General features: G+C 65.6%; 17 protein-coding genes. 9 read left to right on the top strand and 8 right to left on the bottom strand.

Annotated elements, in window-relative coordinates:
• Positions 1-26 precede the first annotated feature (26 nt).
• Positions 27-1,817, bottom strand: coding sequence for an NAD(P)/FAD-dependent oxidoreductase (locus EJ073_RS27300; RefSeq protein WP_126058332.1), 1,791 nt, complete (start codon positions 1,815-1,817; stop codon positions 27-29).
• 424 nt (positions 1,818-2,241) lie between these two features.
• On the opposite strand from EJ073_RS27300, the gene EJ073_RS27295 reads away from it, so the two are divergent.
• The 7 genes from EJ073_RS27295 (at position 2,242) to EJ073_RS27265 (ending at position 10,471) form a co-directional block, all read left to right on the top strand.
• Entirely contained in the window at positions 2,242-2,331 is a 90-nt protein-coding gene (locus tag EJ073_RS27295; RefSeq protein ID WP_126058331.1) for a K(+)-transporting ATPase subunit F, read from the top strand.
• 34 nt (positions 2,332-2,365) lie between these two features.
• On the top strand, positions 2,366-4,069 hold the full coding sequence (gene kdpA, locus EJ073_RS27290) for a potassium-transporting ATPase subunit KdpA (RefSeq protein WP_126058330.1): 1,704 nt from the start codon (positions 2,366-2,368) through the stop codon (positions 4,067-4,069).
• Between the two features lie 22 nt (positions 4,070-4,091).
• Entirely contained in the window at positions 4,092-4,307 is a 216-nt protein-coding gene (locus EJ073_RS27285) for a hypothetical protein (protein WP_126058329.1), read from the top strand.
• Positions 4,304-6,397, top strand: coding sequence for a potassium-transporting ATPase subunit KdpB (gene kdpB / locus EJ073_RS27280; protein WP_126058328.1), 2,094 nt, complete (start codon positions 4,304-4,306; stop codon positions 6,395-6,397). The genes EJ073_RS27285 and kdpB overlap by 4 nt, the downstream gene beginning before the upstream one ends.
• 11 nt (positions 6,398-6,408) lie before the next feature.
• Complete coding sequence (gene kdpC, locus EJ073_RS27275) at positions 6,409-6,978, top strand: potassium-transporting ATPase subunit KdpC (protein WP_126058327.1); 570 nt, start codon at positions 6,409-6,411, stop codon at positions 6,976-6,978.
• Positions 6,979-7,049: 71 nt separating this feature from the next.
• On the top strand, positions 7,050-9,782 hold the full coding sequence (locus tag EJ073_RS27270) for a sensor histidine kinase KdpD (protein ID WP_126058326.1): 2,733 nt from the start codon (positions 7,050-7,052) through the stop codon (positions 9,780-9,782).
• The gene (locus EJ073_RS27265; RefSeq protein ID WP_126058325.1) at positions 9,779-10,471 is read left to right on the top strand and encodes a response regulator transcription factor; all 693 of its coding nucleotides are present in this window, start codon (positions 9,779-9,781) and stop codon (positions 10,469-10,471) included. Before EJ073_RS27270 ends, EJ073_RS27265 begins: the two co-directional genes overlap by 4 nt.
• A gap of 89 nt (positions 10,472-10,560) precedes the next feature.
• Here the strand turns inward: EJ073_RS27265 and EJ073_RS32600 are convergent, their stop codons facing one another.
• On the bottom strand, positions 10,561-10,725 hold the full coding sequence (locus EJ073_RS32600; protein WP_245455386.1) for a hypothetical protein: 165 nt from the start codon (positions 10,723-10,725) through the stop codon (positions 10,561-10,563).
• Positions 10,709-11,131 (bottom strand): invasion associated locus B family protein, encoded by a 423-nt coding sequence (locus tag EJ073_RS27260; protein ID WP_245455384.1) that lies wholly within the window; start codon positions 11,129-11,131, stop codon positions 10,709-10,711. Before EJ073_RS27260 ends, EJ073_RS32600 begins: the two co-directional genes overlap by 17 nt.
• 215 nt (positions 11,132-11,346) lie before the next feature.
• Here EJ073_RS27260 and EJ073_RS27255 point away from each other — a divergent pair, with 215 nt between their 5' ends.
• Positions 11,347-11,646, top strand: a complete 300-nt coding sequence (locus EJ073_RS27255; RefSeq protein WP_126058324.1) for a hypothetical protein — start codon at positions 11,347-11,349, stop codon at positions 11,644-11,646.
• Between the two features lie 134 nt (positions 11,647-11,780).
• The gene (locus EJ073_RS27250) at positions 11,781-12,257 is read left to right on the top strand and encodes an NUDIX hydrolase (protein ID WP_126058323.1); all 477 of its coding nucleotides are present in this window, start codon (positions 11,781-11,783) and stop codon (positions 12,255-12,257) included.
• A 2-nt stretch (positions 12,258-12,259) separates the two neighbouring features.
• Here the strand turns inward: EJ073_RS27250 and EJ073_RS27245 are convergent, their stop codons facing one another.
• The 5 genes from EJ073_RS27245 to EJ073_RS27225 form a co-directional block, all read right to left on the bottom strand.
• A complete protein-coding gene (locus tag EJ073_RS27245; RefSeq protein ID WP_126058322.1) occupies positions 12,260-13,108 on the bottom strand; it encodes a citryl-CoA lyase in 849 nt (282 codons plus the stop codon).
• Positions 13,105-14,289, bottom strand: coding sequence for a CoA transferase (locus EJ073_RS27240; RefSeq protein WP_126058321.1), 1,185 nt, complete (start codon positions 14,287-14,289; stop codon positions 13,105-13,107). The genes EJ073_RS27245 and EJ073_RS27240 overlap by 4 nt, the downstream gene beginning before the upstream one ends.
• Positions 14,290-14,304: 15 nt before the next feature.
• Positions 14,305-15,828 (bottom strand): tripartite tricarboxylate transporter permease, encoded by a 1,524-nt coding sequence (locus EJ073_RS27235; protein WP_126058320.1) that lies wholly within the window; start codon positions 15,826-15,828, stop codon positions 14,305-14,307.
• Positions 15,829-15,832: 4 nt separating this feature from the next.
• Positions 15,833-16,366 (bottom strand): tripartite tricarboxylate transporter TctB family protein, encoded by a 534-nt coding sequence (locus EJ073_RS27230; protein ID WP_126058319.1) that lies wholly within the window; start codon positions 16,364-16,366, stop codon positions 15,833-15,835.
• Positions 16,367-16,498: 132 nt separating this feature from the next.
• Positions 16,499-17,464, bottom strand: a complete 966-nt coding sequence (locus EJ073_RS27225) for a tripartite tricarboxylate transporter substrate-binding protein (RefSeq protein WP_126058318.1) — start codon at positions 17,462-17,464, stop codon at positions 16,499-16,501.
• Positions 17,465-17,616 lie beyond the last annotated feature (152 nt).

The raw sequence follows: 17,616 nt of genomic DNA, 5'->3' as shown, positions 1-17,616 counted from the left end.
CCCCACAAGGGGGGAGATCGGTAGCTTCAGCGCCCCGCGTTGCTCGGCTCGCCATAGACCGGTGTCGCGATCCCTTCCATGCGCGCCTTGAGCTGCAGCGCCACGAACTTCGAATAGAAGCGCGACAGCGCGAGGTTGCCGCCATGGAACCACAGCGCCTCCTGCGCCGTCGGCTTCCACATGTTGCGCAACTCGCCCTGCCAGGGACCGGGATCGCCTCTCACGCCCGAGCCCAGGCCCCAGCATGGACCGACCCTGTCGGCGACCTCGCGCGAGACGATCGCAGCCACCGTCTCGTTCATCGACCGATAGCCGGTGCAGGAGATGATCGCATCGACCGCGAGTTCGCTGCTGTCGTCGAAAAGGATGCCGCTCGGTGTCAGCGACTTGATGCCGACACCGCTCCGCACCGCGATCTGTCCGTTGATGATCAGCTCGCAGGCGCCGACGTCGATGTAGAAGCCCGAGCCGGTGCGGTAGGCCTTCATCAGCAGCCCGGTCTCATCCTCGCCGAAATCGAGGGCAAAGCCGCTGTCGCTGAGGCGCTTGTAGAAATCAGCATCTCGCTCGCGGATAATGTCGTAGAGCGCGCGCTGCCCCTTCGGCACCAGCGCAAAAGGCGTCGAGGCGACGATCATGTCGGCCTTGTCCGTGGTGATGCCGCGGGCTAGCGCCTTTTCCGAGAATATCTCGAAGCCGACTTCCATCAGCGTGTCGGACTTCACCACCGTCGTCGGCGAGCGCTGGACCATGGTGACCATGGCGCCCGCCTCCCAGAGGTCGACGCTGACGTCATGCCCCGAGCTTGCCGCGCCGATGACCGCGACGCGCTTGCCGCGGAACTTCTCGCCGCTGGAATACTGGCTGGAATGCAGGATCTCGCCCTTGAAGGCCTCGGCGCCGGGCAGACTGATCTGCCGCGGCGGTCCGTAGGCACCGGTCGCGAAAACGATGTGCTTCGGCTTCAGGGTGATGCGCTGGCCGACTCGGTCAACGATGACGGTCCAGGCCTTTTCGGCTTCGTCATAGGCGGCGCTGACGCATTTGGTGGCGACCCAATAGTTCAGCTCCATCACCCGTGCATACATTTCCAGCCAGTCGCCCATCTTGTCCTTGGGCGTGAACACCGGCCAGTTCTCCGGGAACGGAATGTAGGGCAGATGGTCGTACCAGACCGGATCGTGCAGCACGAGCGAGCGATAGCGGTTGCGCCAGGAATCACCGGCGCGCGCATTCTTCTCGATGATGAGCGCCGGAACGCCAAGCTGCCTCAGCCTGGCGCCGAGCATGATGCCGCCCTGGCCGCCGCCGATCACCAGGCAGTAGGGCTGCTCCCTTACACCAAGGTCGCGTGCCTCGCGCGCCCGCGCCTCCGCCCAGGTCTCGCGATCGGGATCGGCCTTGTGGCGGATGCCGAGCGGCCGCGCCGGACCCTTTTGCTCCTCGAACCCCTTGAGCTCGCTCATTGCCGTGAACAGGCTCCGACAGCGACCGTCCTTGAGGCGCAGGATCCCCTCGCCCCTGGCAACGACTGTCTCGAAGCTGAACCAGGCCTCGATGAGGCCATCGTCGACGCTCGCTTCGCCGGTAAGGCTCCATCGCGACGGCTGTGCCGTCGCGAGCGTCGCCTCCAGCATGCCGCGGATCGCCGCCCGGCCCTCCATCGTCTTGATGTTCCATGTGAAGGTGAGCAGGTCGCGCCAGTAGCAGTCCTCGACGAAAAGATTGGCCACTGCCTCGATGTCGCCGGCTTCGAGCGCGCGGGCGAAGGAACCGAGCCAGGTGGCCGCCTGCTGCGATGGTGCGATGTCGAGCATTTTTTGTCCTTCCTCGGAATATCGACCGCGCGTCGCCAAACCTGGCGCCACGCAGAATGTGCCTCGAGACTATTGATAATCCGGTGAGGCCAGCCTGCAAGTGCCCCACGGGACAGTGAGAGGCGGCGGCGCCGGTCAGGCGAGCCGAAATCTTTATGGGATTCCTATTTCTTTCCTGTCCGCCCCGTCTCGAACCTTTATGGCCTTCCGATCCATATTCCCGGAGGCAAGCACCCCGTAACGGCTGCAGCATTGCAGTCGCGGCGGTGTCTTGTGCCGCTCTGACCCTGCCAGGCCGAAGCCAACCGGAAATAAGGACCACGCGCGATGGACGTCATCGTTATCGGGATAGGGGTTTTGTTCTTCGCCCTATCCTTCGCCTACATCAAAGCCTGCGACATTCTCTGAGCGGAAGGTCCGAAAAATGCTTCTCGATTATTTCCTCGGTGGTGGCGTGACCTTGTTCCTGCTCGTCTACCTGACATACGCCCTCGTTCGCCCGGAACGCTTCTGACCGCATCTGGCGCAAGGCACGGAAAGCTATTCTCATGACTCTCAACGGATGGATACAGATCCTCGTCTATTGCGGGATCGTCGTTTTGCTGGTGAAGCCGCTCGGCGGCTACCTGTACCGGGTCTTCAACGGCGAGCGCACCTTGCTGTCGCCGATCCTCGGCCCGGTCGAACGCGGGCTCTATCGCATTTCGGGAACCAGCGACCGCGAGGAGCAGCACTGGACCATCTATGCGGCCGGCATCATGGTCTTCAGCCTGGCGAGCTTCCTGCTGCTTTATGCCCTTCAGCGGCTGCAGGGCGTGCTGCCCTACAACCCCGCGGGCATGACGGCCGTCGAGCAGAACCTCGCCTTCAACACCGCCGCCAGCTTCGTCACCAACACCAACTGGCAGAACTATGGCGGCGAAAGCACCATGTCCTACCTGGTGCAGATGGCCGGCCTTACCGTGCAGAACTTCGTCTCGGCGGCCGTCGGTATTGCCATCGCGGTGGCGCTGATCCGCGGCTTCGCCCGCGCCTCGTCGAAGTCGATCGGCAATTTCTGGGTCGATGTGACCCGCTGCACCCTCTACATCCTGCTGCCGCTCTGCGTCCCACTCACCCTCGTCTATGTCTGGCTGGGCATGCCGCAGACGCTTGGCCCCTATGTCGACGCCACCACGCTCGAGGGCGCCAGGCAGACGCTCGCCCTCGGACCCGTCGCCTCGCAGGTCGCCATCAAGATGCTCGGCACCAATGGCGGCGGCTTCTTCAACGCCAATGCCGCGCATCCTTTCGAGAACCCGAACGCGATCTCCAACCTGATCCAGATGGTGACGATCTTCGCGTTGGGCGCGGCGCTGACCAACGTCTTCGGCCGCATGGTCGGCAACCAGCGCCAGGGCTGGGCGATCCTCGCCGCCATGGGCGGGCTGTTCGTCGCCGGAGTCGCCGTCTGCTACTGGGCGGAAGCATCGGGCAATCCGCTGGTCCATGCGCTCGGCATTGACGGCGGCAATATGGAAGGCAAGGAGACGCGCTTCGGCATCCCCGCATCGGCGCTGTTTGCTGTCATCACCACGGCCGCCTCCTGCGGCGCGGTGAACGCCATGCATGACTCCTTCACCGCCATCGGCGGCCTGGTCCCCATCCTCAACATGCAACTCGGCGAGGTCATCGTCGGCGGCGTCGGCGCCGGCTTCTACGGTATCCTGATGTTCATCGTCGTCGCCGTCTTCGTCGCCGGCCTGATGGTCGGCCGCACGCCCGAATATCTCGGCAAGAAGATCGAGGCCAAGGAGGTCAAGATGGCGATGCTGGCCATTCTCTGCCTGCCGCTGGCGATGCTGATCTTCACGGCCATAGCGGTCGTGCTGCCGAGAGCCGTCGCCTCGATGGGCAATGGCGGTCCGCACGGCTTCTCCGAGGTCCTCTACGCCTACACGTCCGCCGCCGCCAACAACGGCTCGGCCTTTGGCGGCCTCACCGGCAACACGCCTTGGTACAACATCACGCTCGGCATCGGCATGCTGATGGGCCGCTTCCTGGTCATCATCCCGGCGCTGGCCATCGCCGGCTCGCTGGTGGCGAAGAAGACGGTTCCCGCTTCCGCCGGCACTTTCCCCACCGACGGTCCGCTGTTCGTCGGCCTGCTGGTCGGCGTCATCCTGATCGTCGCCGGCCTCACCTTCTTCCCGGCGCTGGCGATCGGACCGATCGTCGAGCACCTGGCGATGATCCACGGGCAAACATTCTGAAGCCGTCCCTTCCGAGGCAACCATGTCCTGGTTCCACATCATGCGTCGCAAGGCTCAGCCTCGAGCTGAGAATGAGGGGGAGGCAACTCCCCCTCCCTTCCCGACCATATCCACCTTCCTCGGCCTGGCAGTGGTCATGATCGTGATCTGGCTGCTGGTCTACGGGCCGCCGCACTTCTTCTCGGCACCCGACCACTCGGTGCCGTCCAACACCATCGATACTGGAGCCTCCAGATGAGCCAGTCCAAATCCGCGAGCATCATCGATGCCCGCATCCTGTGGCCCGCCATCGGCGGCGCCTTCAGGAAACTCGACCCGCGCACGCTGGTCAGGAACCCGGTGATGTTCGTCGTCGCCGTCGTCTCGCTGCTCACCACCGTGCTGTTCGTAAGGGATCTCCTCGCCGGCGGCGGCGATCGCGGCTTCACGCTGCAGATCATCATCTGGCTGTGGTTCACCGTGCTGTTCGCCAACTTCGCCGAAGCCGTCGCCGAAGGCCGCGGCAAGGCGCAGGCCGACTCGCTGCGCAAGGCGCGCACCGAGACGCAAGCCAAGCTTCTCGCCGGAGAGGACCGCGCCAGGTTCAAGCTGGTGCCCGGCACCAGCCTCAAGGTCGGCGACGTCGTGCTGGTCGAGGCCGGCGACATCATCCCCTCCGACGGCGAGGTGGTCGAGGGCGTCGCCTCCGTCAACGAGGCGGCGATCACCGGCGAATCCGCCCCGGTCATCCGCGAATCCGGCGGCGACCGCTCGGCCGTCACCGGCGGCACGCAGGTGTTGTCCGACTGGATCCGCGTGCGCATCACCGCCGCTTCCGGCCACACCTTCCTCGACCGCATGATCTCGCTGGTCGAGGGCGCGGAACGTCAGAAGACGCCGAACGAGATCGCGCTCAACATCCTGCTCGTCGGCATGACGCTGATCTTCGTGCTGGCCACCGCCACCATCCCGAGCTTCGCCTCCTATTCGGGCGGCTACATCTCGGTGACGGTGCTGGTCGCGCTCTTCGTCACGCTGATTCCGACGACCATCGGCGCGTTGCTCTCGGCCATCGGCATCGCCGGCATGGACCGCCTGGTGCGCTTCAATGTGCTTGCCATGTCCGGCCGCGCCGTCGAGGCGGCTGGCGACGTCGACACGCTGCTGCTCGACAAGACCGGCACCATCACGCTCGGCAACCGCCAGGCGACGGAGTTCCGTCCGGTCAAGGGCGTCAGCGAGCAGGAACTGGCGGACGCCGCGCAGCTCGCCTCTTTGGCCGACGAGACGCCGGAGGGCCGCTCGATCGTCGTGCTGGCCAAGGAGAAATACGCCATCCGCGCCCGCGACATGGCAACGCTGCACGCGACCTTCGTGCCGTTCACAGCGCAGACCCGGATGAGCGGCGTCGACATCGACGGCTCGTCGGTGCGCAAGGGCGCCGTCGATTCCGTGCTCGCCCATGCCAACCAGTTGACATCAGCCAGCCATGCGACGCGGCCGAGCACCGAAACGATCCGGGATCTGCAAGCGATCGCCGACGAGGTCGCCAAGTCCGGCGGCACGCCGCTGGCGGTCGAGCGCGACGGCCGCCTGCTCGGCATCGTCCACCTGAAGGACATCGTCAAGGGCGGCATCCGCGAGCGTTTTGCCGAACTGCGCAAGATGGGCATTCGCACCGTGATGATCACCGGCGACAACCCGATGACGGCGGCGGCGATCGCCGCGGAGGCAGGCGTCGACGACTTCCTCGCCCAGGCGACGCCCGAGGACAAGCTGAAGCTGATCCGCGACGAGCAGGCCAAGGGTAAGTTGGTCGCCATGTGCGGCGACGGCACCAACGATGCGCCGGCGCTCGCCCAGGCCGATGTCGGCGTCGCCATGAACACCGGCACGGTGGCCGCGCGTGAAGCGGGCAACATGGTGGACCTGGATTCCGACCCGACCAAGCTCATCGAGATCGTCGAGATCGGCAAGGCGCTGTTGATGACGCGCGGCTCGCTGACCACCTTCTCCATCGCCAACGACGTCGCCAAGTACTTCGCCATTATTCCAGCGATGTTCGCCGTCTTCTACGTGGCGCCGGGCCAGACCGCCGGCCCGCTGCAGGCGCTCAACATCATGCATCTGGCGACGCCGCAGAGCGCCATCCTGTCGGCCATCATCTTCAACGCGCTGATTATCATCGCTCTGATCCCGCTGTCCCTGAAAGGCGTCAAATACCGCGCCATCGGCGCCGGCGCGCTGCTCAGCCGCAATCTCCTCGTCTACGGCCTTGGCGGCGTCATAGTCCCCTTCGTCGGCATCAAGGCGATCGACATGGCCGTCACCGCGCTCGGCCTCGCATAAGGACCATCTCCATGCTCAAGCAAATCAGACCCGCGATCGTCATGATAGTCTTCTTCACCATCCTCACCGGCCTGGTCTACCCGATCGGCATGACCGGGATCGCCCAGGTGCTGTTTCCGCGCCAGGCCAATGGCAGCCTGATCGAGAAGGACGGCAAGGTAATCGGCTCCGAGCTGATCGGCCAGGCCTTTGCCAGCGACCGCTACTTTCACGGCCGCCCCTCGGCCGCCGGCGACGGTTACAACGCCGCCGCCCCGAGCGGCTCCAACCTCGGTCCAACCAATCCCAAGCTGATCGACCGCATCAAGGGCGACGCCGAGAAGCTGAAGGCGGAAAACCCGGGTCACCCGGTGCCGATGGATCTGGTCACGACCTCCGGCAGCGGGCTTGACCCGCATATCAGCCCCGAGGCCGCCTATTTCCAGGTTCCCCGCGTGGCCAAGGCCAGGGGTCTCGACGAGGCCAAGGTCAAGACGCTTGTCGACAGCCATGTCGAGGCTCGCGAACTCGGTGTTCTGGGTGAGCCGGTGGTAAACGTGCTGGCGCTCAACCTTGCGCTGGACGACTCCACGAAACAGTAATGGTAGCGCCGGGGATCGACAGCCTACCCGGCGCCATCCATGTTTAGGATTGGTGCCAGACGCAGGATCAGATGCCGGACGACAGAAGCAACGCCGAAAAAAGGCCCTCGCCGGACGCGCTGCTCGAGCATGCCGAGCGGGAAGGGCGCGGCCGCCTGCGGATTTTCCTCGGTGCAGCGCCCGGCGTCGGCAAGACCTACGAAATGCTGATGGCCGGCCGCGCCCGGCTGGCCGACGGCATGGACGCGGTGATCGGCGTCGTCGAGACGCATGGCCGCAAGGAAACCCAGGCGCTGGTCGAAGGCTATGAGGTGATCCCGCGCCGCCAGGTCGACTACAAGGGCCGCGTCCTCGACGAGATGGACATCGACGCCATCCTTTCCCGCCGCCCGGCGCTGGTGCTCGTCGACGAACTCGCCCACACCAACGCTCCCGGCAGTCGTCATCCCAAGCGCTATCTCGACGTCCACGAGATCCTGACGCACGGCATCGATGTCTACACCACGCTCAACATCCAGCATGTCGAAAGCCTGAACGATGTCGTGGCGCAAATCACCCGTGTGAGGGTGCGCGAGACGGTTCCCGATTCCATAATCGACCAGGCCGACGACATCGAGATCATCGACCTCACGCCAGACGACCTGATAAAGCGGCTTGAGGAAGGCAAGGTCTATTTCCCCAACACTGCGCAGCGCGCCATCGAGAACTACTTCTCGCCCGGCAATCTGACGGCGCTGAGGGAGCTGGCGCTGAGACGCACCGCCCAGCGCGTCGACGAGCAATTGCTGAACCACATGCAGTCGCACGCCATACCGGGGCCATGGGCGGCGGGGGAAAGGGTGCTTGTCTGCGTCGACGCCCGTCCGGGCGGGGCTGCCCGCATCCGCTATGCGCGCCGACTGGCCGAACGGCTGCGCGCGCCATGGACAGCGCTGCATGTTGACACGCCGCGCTCGGCCGCCATGCCCGAGAAAGACAAGGATCGGCTGGCGGCGAATCTGCGGCTGGCCGAACAGCTCGGCGCCGAGGTGACCACCATTCCTGGCCAGTATGTGGCGCAGGACATCGTCCGCCATGCCAAGGCGAACAACTTCACCCATATCGTTATCGGCAGACCGACCCGGTCGCGCTGGCGGGAATTGATCGAAGGCTCGCTCACCTATGATCTCATCCGCGATGCCGGCGACATCAGCGTCCATGTCATCTCGGGGACCGAACAGGGCACCGAGGCGAAGACTGTCGGGACGGCAGCCGAGCAGAGGCCCTTCGAAATCTGGGCCTATCTGCTTGCCACGGCCTATGTCGCGGGCTCTCTCGCCTTCAGCGCGGTCCTCGACCAGTTTCTCGACGTCCGCAACCTCGCTATCGTATTTCTCGTGGCAGTGCTGGCATCGGCGGTGACCGGCGGCTTCTGGCCGGCCTTGTACGCCTGCATGGTCAGCGCCCTGGCGTTCAACTTCTTTTTCCTCGAACCGCGCTACACGCTGACGATCCGGGATCCGGAGAGCATTGTCGCGCTCGCCATTTTTCTCGTCGTCGCCGTCATCGCCAGCAATCTGACGGCGCGCGTGCAGCGCCAGGCGATCGCCGCCCGCTCGCGGGCGCGCGCCACTGAAGACCTCTATCAGTTCTCGAGGAAGCTCGCCGGCGCCGGCACGCTGGACGACGTGCTGTGGGCCACCGCCTTCCAGATCGCCCTGATGCTGAAGCTGCGCGTCGTGCTGCTCCTGCCGGAGAACGGCACCATCACCGTCAAGGCAGGCTATCCTCCCGACGACACGCTGGCCGAGGCCGACATCGCCGCTGCCCGCTGGGCCTGGGAGCATAACCGCGCCGCCGGCCGCGGCGCCGACACGCTGCCCGGCGCGAAACGCCTCTATCTTCCGCTCAGGACCGGCCGCACGCCGATCGGCGTCGTCGGCCTCGACGACGACAGGCAGGGGCCGCTGCTGACGCCCGAGCAGAAGCGCCTGCTCGACGCGCTCGCCGACCAGGCGGCGGTCGCCATCGAGCGCATCCAGCTCGTCGCCGACGTCGACCGCGCCAAGCTCGCAGCAGAGGCCGACCGCTTGCGCTCGGCGCTGCTCACTTCGATCTCGCACGACCTCAAGACCCCGCTCGCCGCCATCATGGGTGCGGCCGGCACGCTGAGGGAATTCTCGGCTGCACTGCCCGAAACCGACCGCGCCGAGCTCTTGTCGACCGTGCTCGACGAGTCGGAGCGGTTGAACCGCTTCATCGCCAACCTGCTCGACATGACCAAGATCGAATCCGGCGCGATGGAGCCGAACTGCGCCCTCCACTATGTTGGCGACATTGTCGGCTCGGCCCTGCTCAGGGCGCGCAGGATCGTCGAGGAGCACAAGACCGAGATCGACATCCCCGCCGACCTGCCGATGCTCAGGCTTGACCCGGTGCTGTTCGAACAGGCGCTGTTCAACCTCCTCGACAATGCCGCGAAATACGCCCCACCCGGCTCGACGATCCGGCTGCAGGGCTGGGTCGACAGCGGCTCCATCATCCTGCAGATCATGGATGAGGGGCCGGGCATCCCGCCCGATGATCTGGAGCGGATCTTCGACACCTTCTACCGGGTGCGCAAGCGCGACCAGGTGCGCGCCGGCACGGGGCTCGGCCTGTCGATCAGCCGCGGCTTCATCGAGGCGATGGGCGGCACGATCACCGCGGCAAACCGCACCGACCGAAGCGGCGCGATCTTCACCATCCGCATGCCGGTGCCGCCTGAATTGCCCGGCATGCACCGAGCCAGGGCGGACGATCAGACCAACGGTGATGCGGCATGACCAATCAGAACGTCACCATATTGGTCGTGGACGATGAACCGCCGATCCGCAAATTGCTGCGCGTCGGCCTTGGCAGCCAGGGCTATGCGGTCTCCGAAGCGCCCAACGCGAAGGTAGCAATCGAGCTGGTGGGGACGGAGAAGCCGGACCTGATCCTGCTTGATCTCGGCCTGCCCGGCATGACCGGTCATGAATTGCTCGGCAAATGGCGGGGCGACGGCCTCGACATTCCCGTCGTCATCCTTTCCAGCCGCACCGACGAAGCCGGCATCGTCTCGGCATTGGAGCTCGGGGCCGACGACTACGTCACCAAGCCGTTCGGCATGAACGAGCTTGTCGCGCGCATCCGCGTGGCGCTGCGCCACAAATTCCAGCGGCAGGGCGAAAAGCCGGTGTTCCACACCGGCGAGCTGACTGTCGACCTGGTCAAGCGCATCGTCACGGTCGCGGGCAAGGAGGTGAAGCTCTCGCCCAAGGAATACGACATTTTGCGCATCCTGGTGCAGCACGCCGGCAAGGTGCTCACCCACCATTTCCTGCTGAAACAGGTCTGGGGCGATTCCACCGACGTGCAGTATCTGAGGGTCTACGTTCGCCAGCTCCGGCAGAAGATCGAGAAGACTCCCGACCAGCCGCGCTACATCACCACCGAGACCGGTGTTGGCTACCGTCTGCGCGAGGTGGAGTGACAAGGGCGATCGGCTTCCCCGATCCGTCTCGATCCCCAAGGGCGATCGGCTTCGTCGATCGTCCCGGTCTGTCGGAACAGCAATCGAGTTCAGTCCGCCGACAGCTCCGCCGTCCTTGCCAGCGCGCCGCCCAAGCCGTTGAGCGAAATGGAGAAGCTGATCGGCTGCGCCGTGTCGGCGGCGACCGCATTGACCTTCAGGCTGGTGCCGTTCTGGAGCAGCGGCGTGGTGTCGGCGTCAAAGGCAACCGGCACACGACAGCCTGGCAGGTGTTGAACTGCAAGATGCCTTCCAGTTCTTGTCGTCGATCTCCAGCGTGATGCCCTTGGCCAGCGCCAGGCCGAACGGCAGCGCCAGGGTGCCAGCGGCATCCTCGCCGGTCTTGGTCGACAATTCGATCGCCAGCAGACGCTGGTTGGTCTGCTTGCTGAACTGCTGGTGCGAGAGGCTGCAGGCCTTGGCCGCGCCGTTGACCTGGCAATTGACCACCCAGTCGCCATGGGTCTCCGAGAGCGCCGAGGCCCCGCCTGGCAGTTGCGGCTTGGCCGCGTCGGCGGCCGGCGCCACCTTGTCGCCCTTGGTCTGCGCAGCGATTGCCCAAACCGGCACGCCGAGGATGCAGACAGCGCCAACCATCGCCGCGAGATACCTGCTTCTCATGGGGATCCTTCTTGGAAGGCTCGGCTCCAGCCACTGGCTCGGCCTGGCACCGGCCGACAGAGCGGCGAAACAACCGCCCCCGTCAAGTGCAATGCCAGGTTGGAGGGCACATTCCTGGCCGATGAACCAATCAATTTGGCGTGGCTGCCCATCGACCATGGCACCGCCGGTCAAATGCCCTATATGGGTGGTAGGTTTAACGCGGGAGCGGATCGATGCGGCAGCTTCGTCCAACGACGGTTCTCATATCGGCAATGCTGGCGACGGCGATGGTGGTGGCCGTGGCTCCGCATGCCTTGGCGCAGGTGATTATCCCAACAAATCGCAATGTTCTGGTCCAGCAGAACGAACTGCTGCAGCTGCAGAACAGGATGCTGCGGCAGCAATTCCAGCAACAGCAGCAGCTGAATCGCGAGCAGGATCGCCAGATCGTGCCGCAGCCTCGACTGCAGGTACCGGTGGTCAAGCCGAGCTGCCAGGTGCTGGGCAATGCGATTTTGACGTCGTGCCGCTGACAAGCCGGCATTTTCGATTTATTTAGCCGACTTACCTGCCGGAAAAATGCACTGTTGCATCGGCGGCGGTTTGGGGTTTTGCGGGATGGCGCCCTCCTTGCTCGGGAAGGAGCGATCCGACTGGGTTTCTGGGAATGGCAGCGACCAAGAAGACAGCCGTGCGCAAGGCAAAGAGGGGCGAACGGATTCGCCAGGTGGCGGCGATACCCTTTCGGCTGGGCCCTGATGGTGGCATCGAGGTGATGCTGGTGACGTCGCGCACGACCAGACGCTTCATCGTGCCCAAGGGCTGGCCGATGAAGGGCAAGAGCGGGCGCAAGGCGGCCATGATCGAGGCGCGGGAAGAAGCCGGCGTCCTCGGCGACATCCTGAAACAGCCGGCCGGCACCTATTCCTACTGGAAACGCCTGGCAAGCCGCTTCGTCCGCGTCGACGTCATCGTCTACCTGCTGAACGTGACGGAGGAGCTGCCCCGCTGGATGGAAGCGGGCACGCGGCAGCGGGCATGGCTTGCCCCGGCCGATGCGGCGCTGCTTATCGACGAGCCGGATCTGTCGACGTTGCTGAGGGATTTGACTGTCCCCCAGACCGAGCCTCCCGACGCGATTTGAGATCAGCGGCTCTCATCCTCGCGCCCGGGAAACGGTCGTACCGGAGTACCCGTATAGGCCCACAGCCATTCCCGCGGCAGCGGTCCCTTGTTGCGCTCGGTTTCCTGCGACTGCTCCCAGGCATGCGCCAGGATGCCGACCGAGCGCGACAGCACGAACAGGCCGCGCGTCAGCGGCGGCGGGAAGCCGAGTTCGCCATAGATCACCGCCGTCGCGCCGTCGATGTTGAGCGGGATGCGCTTGCCCTTGCGCCGCGCCACCTCGGCCTCGATGGCCTCTGCGATGTCGGCGAAGCGGCCACCGACCACGCCGCGCGCCGCGAAATCGCGGGTCAGTTCGATGAGCCGCGGCGCGCGCGGATCAACCGGATGGAAGCGATGGCCGAGACCCGGCACATAGCCCCTGTCTTCGGCGAAGAAACGATCGAGCCGCGCCGCCACCGCATCGGCCAGCGTCGTGCCCTGGTCCATCGCCGCGGCGATGTCGCCGTAGAAGGAAAGCGCCTGCTCGCCGGCGCCGCCATGCACGTCGCCCAGCACGTTAATGGCCGAAGCCATCGCATTGTTGATACCGACGCCGCAGGTCGCCGCCATGCGGGCGATGGCGATCGACGGCGCCTGCGGCCCGTGGTCGACGGCCGCACCCAGCGCGATGCCAAGCAGCGCCGCCTGGTCCTCGCTGGGCAATTCGCCGCGCAGCATCAGCCAGATCATGGCCGGAAAACTGACGCGGCCGATAAGGTCCTGGATCTCGTAGCCGCGCAGCCGGATCACGCCTGGGCTCATCTCGATGATGCCGGTCCGCCACCAGTCCTCGCCGCGCAGGCGGCCGGCCTTTTTCTCCTGGCTCATGCCTGCGCTCTTGTCTTGCCGCGCGCCGGCAGCGTCGCAAAGACATCATCCATATGTTCGCCCAGCGCCGGCGGCGGCCCGGCCGGCAATGGCGCTGCGCCGTCGACCATGAAGCCGCCGCGCACCACGGTCAGTGCCTGATCCATGCCGGGCATGCCTTCGAAGCGGGTCGTCATGCCGCGCTCTGTCACTTGGCGCTCGCCGAGCACTTGCGGGATGGTCAGCACCCGTCCGGCCGGCACGCCGGCGCGGTTGAGCTTTTCCTCCCAGGCGGCCGCCGAGGCATCCGCCAACGCATCCTCGATCAGCACCTTCAGCGCCGCGCGGTTCTGCTTGCGCGTCTCGCGTTCGGCAAAGCGCGGATCGGACGCCAGCTCCGGCCGGCCGATCAATTGGCAGAGCGTGACGAACTGCTCCTGCTTGTTGGCGGCGATGTTGAGCAGCCCCTCGCCGGTGCGGAACGCGCCGGACGGTGCTGCCGTCATGTTCTCATTGCCCATCGGCCGCGGCTCGACGCCGGCAGTCAGATAGTTGGACACCGGCCAGCCAAGTGCAGAGAGTGTGCATTCGAGCATCGACACGTCGAGGAACGCCCCCTCGCCGGTCGTCTTCTGCTTGACCAGCGCGGCGGCGATGGCGAAGGCGCCGACCAGCCCGCCCAGCGTGTCGGCGACCGGATAGCCGACACGCAGCGGCGCCGTCTCCGGGGTGCCGGTGATGCTCATGATGCCCGACAGCCCCTGGATGATTTGGTCGTAGGCCGGATTGTCGCGCATCGGCCCGCTCTGGCCGAACCCCGATATGGCGCAGTAGACGAGGCCGGGACGGACCGCCTTCAGGCTGGCATGGCCGAGACCGAGCCGATCCATCACGCCCGGCCGGAAGTTCTCCACCAGCGCATCGGACGAGGCGACCAGGTCGAGGAAGCGGTCGCGATCGGCCTCCTTCTTGAGATCGAGCACGACCGATCGTTTGCCGGCGTTCTGCGCCAGGAACGAGGCGCCCATGCCAGCCTGGTTGAGTTTTGCCGAAGCGCCGAGCTGGCGCGCCAGATCCCCGCCATTCGGCGCCTCGACCTTGATCACGTCGGCGCCGAGCAGCGCCAGCTGGTAGGCGCAGTAAGGGCCGGCCAGAACATTGGTCAGGTCGAGGACGCGGATGCCCGAAAGCAGGTCTGTCATGATGCTCCAGTTCGATCAGGCATCGCCAGGCACATGCTCCGGTCCGCGCCGGCGCCGGTGCTCGATCCAGGCCCAGATATGCGGCCCGACGAGACCGATGAAGGCCAGCGTCAGCAGCGTCAGCGACAGCGGATGCCGGTAGAACACCGTCCAGTCGCCATTGGCGATGGTCATCGCGCGGCGGAACTGCGTTTCGGCGAGCGGCCCGAGGATCATGCCGATGATGACGGGCGCGGTCGGGAAATCGAAGCGCCGCATCAGGAAACCGGCCGCTCCCAGGAGATAAAGGATGACGAGATCGATCGGCGACTGCGAGATGCCGTAGGTGCCGACGGTGGCGAACACCAGGATGCCGGCATAGAGCTGCGGCGCCGGGATCTTCAACAGCCGCACCCACAGGCCGATCAGCGGCAGGTTGAGGATGACGAGGATGACGTTGGCGATGAACAGGCTGGCGATCAGGCCCCAGACGAGGTTGGCCTGCGTCGTCAGAAGCAGCGGTCCGGGATTGATGCCGTAGCTCTGGAAGGCCGACAGCATGATCGCGGCGGTCGCCGAGGTCGGCAGGCCAAGCGTGAGCATCGGCACCAGCACGCCGGCGGCGGACGCATTGTTGGCGGCTTCCGGGCCGGCGACGCCCTCGATGGCGCCGACCGTGCCGAACTCCTCCTTGTGCTTCGACAGCTTCTTCTCGATCGCATAGGACAGGAAGGTCGGGATCTCGGCGCCGCCGGCCGGCATCGCACCGATCGGGAAGCCGATCAGGGCACCGCGCAGCCACGCCTTCCACGAGCGCGCCCATTCGGCGGCGGTCATGTAGAGCGAGCCCCTGAGCGGCACGATCTCGTCCTTGCCGGCATAGCGGCGCGAGGCCATGTAGAGCGTCTCGCCGACGGCGAACAGGCCGACGGCGACGATGATCACATCGACGCCGTCGAGCAGCTCGCCCGTGCCGAAGGTGAAACGCGGCTGTCCGGTCTGCAGGTCGACGCCGATCATGCCGATGACGAAGCCGACGAACAGGCTGGTGAGACCCCGCACCGACGACGAGCCGAGCACCGCCGAGACGGTTATGAAGGCCAGCACCATCAGCGAGAAATACTCGGCCGGGCCGAAGGCCAATGCGAACTTGACCACGATCGGCGCCAGGAAGGCGACGCCCAGCGTCCCGATGGTGCCGGCGACGAAGGAGCCGATCGCCGAGGTGGCGAGCGCCGCGCCGCCGCGGCCGGACCGGGCCATGCGGTTGCCCTCGAGCGCGGTGACGATGGTGGCGCTCTCGCCGGGGGTGTTGAGCAGGATCGACGTCGTCGAGCCGCCATACATAGCGCCGTAATAGATGCCGGCGAACAGGATGAAGGAGGCTTCCGGCGCCACCTGGTAGGTGATCGGCAGAAGCAGCGCGATGGTCAGCGCCGGCCCGAGGCCGGGCAGCACACCGATCGCCGTTCCCAATGTAGTGCCGACCAGGCACCACAAAAGGTTGGCCGGCGTGAAGGCGACCGAGAAGCCGTGCGCGAGTTGGTTGAGCGTGTCCATGGCGTCAGCGCCTCACCATGGCGACGACGGCGTTGATCGCCGTGTTCAGCTGGTTCTCGACGAAACCGGCGCCGATGTTGACGCCGAGCGCCCTGGCGAAACCGAAATAGGCCGCGAGCGCCAGGATCAGGCCCAGCAGCGCGTCGCGCAGCGGGCTCCGGCTGCCGAAACCGTAGCAGACCAGAACGAACATGATCACCGAGGCGGCGGTGAAGCCGAGCGGATGGATGAGCGAAAGGTTGGCGACGAGGCCGGCAACCACGAAGCCCATCGACTTCCAGTCGGTCGGCGTCTCCTTTTCCTCGTCGGGCTGCCAGCCGCCCCGAAGCGCCGCGACGATGAGCAGCAGCGACAGGATCACCATGCCGGCCATCGTGATGTAGGGGAAGACCCTCGGGCCGACCTTGGAATAGAGCGGCGACACCGGGATCGCCAGCGTCTGCCAGGCCACGGCGGCGGCGCAGGCCAGAAGCCCGACGCCGATCAACAATTCGGGTATGGCAAAGCGCGGCGGCGCCTGCTGGTCGCTGGTGCTCATGAATGTCCTCCCTCGATGGCCGGCATCCCACGGCCGGCCCTGACCGCAGTCTCGCCCGCGATGGATGTCATGTCCATGCGCCTGGCGAAGGTCCAGGCGGAGCGGCGCCGGCCGACCCGCCTGGGGAAGGCATCAGGCGAGGCCGAGATCCTTGAGGATGGCGCCGATGCGGGCGGTGTCCTCGGTGACGAACTTGGCATAATCGTCGCCGGTGAGCAGGATTGGTGTCCAGTTGCGATTCTTGCACTCGGTCGCCCAGGCCTCGCTCTTGGCCATGGTCTCGACCAGCTTGATCATCGCCGCCTTGTCGTCGTCGGAGACGCCTGGTGGAGCGAAAACGCCGCGCCAGTTGAACAATTCGACATCGATGCCGGCCTCCTTCAGCGTCGGCGCGTCGATACCTTCCTGGCGCTTATCGGCGGAGATGGCGAGCAGCCTGAGCGCACCTGCCTTGACCTGCTCGGAGAATTCGCCATAGCCGGAAATGCCGGCTGCCACCTGGTTGCCAAGCAGCGCCGACAGCGCCTCGCCGCCACCGGCGAATGGCACATAGGAGAGGTTGGTCGCGGGCACACCGGCGGATTTGGCGATCAGCCCGAACAGAATATGGTCCGAACCGCCGGCGGAGCCGCCCGCCACCGGAACCTGGGTCGGATCGGCCTTGAGCGCGGCGACGAAATCGGCGGCGGTCTTGAACGGCGATGCCGCAGGCACCACCAGCGCCTCGAACTCGCCGGTCAGGCGGGCGATCGGCGTCACTTCGGTCAGGTTGTTCGCGGACTTGTTGGCGATGATGGCGCCGACCATGACCATGCCGGCCACCATCAGTGAATTGCCCTTGCCCTTCCACTGATTGACGAATTGCGGCAGGCCGACCGTGCCGCCGGCACCGCCGACATTGGTGATCTGCGAGCCGGAGATCAGCTTTTCAGAACGCAGCACCTGGTCGATCGTGCGGGCCGTCTGGTCCCAGCCGCCTCCAGGCGCGGCGGGAACGAAGATCTGGAGTTGCGGCGCGTCCTGTGCGAAGGCGGGTGTGAAGTGCAATGCCGCGATGCCGGCCGCGGTGCTCGTCAAGAATCTGCGTCTGTTCAGCATGGGACTCCTCCAAATCACGACACCTCCTCCGGTGCCTGCCAAAGACGTGGCCTGAATTCAGACCCGCCTTCGAGTTCAAGCATTTGTGACTGCGTTCTGTCAACGGGAATGGCATTCTACTAGACAGAACGATTTTGCCACGACAAAATCGC

Origin of the sequence: Mesorhizobium sp. M4B.F.Ca.ET.058.02.1.1, assembly GCF_003952505.1 — a bacterium.
Taxonomy (GTDB): domain Bacteria; phylum Pseudomonadota; class Alphaproteobacteria; order Rhizobiales; family Rhizobiaceae; genus Mesorhizobium.
This window is presented reverse-complemented; position numbering and strand designations above follow the sequence as displayed.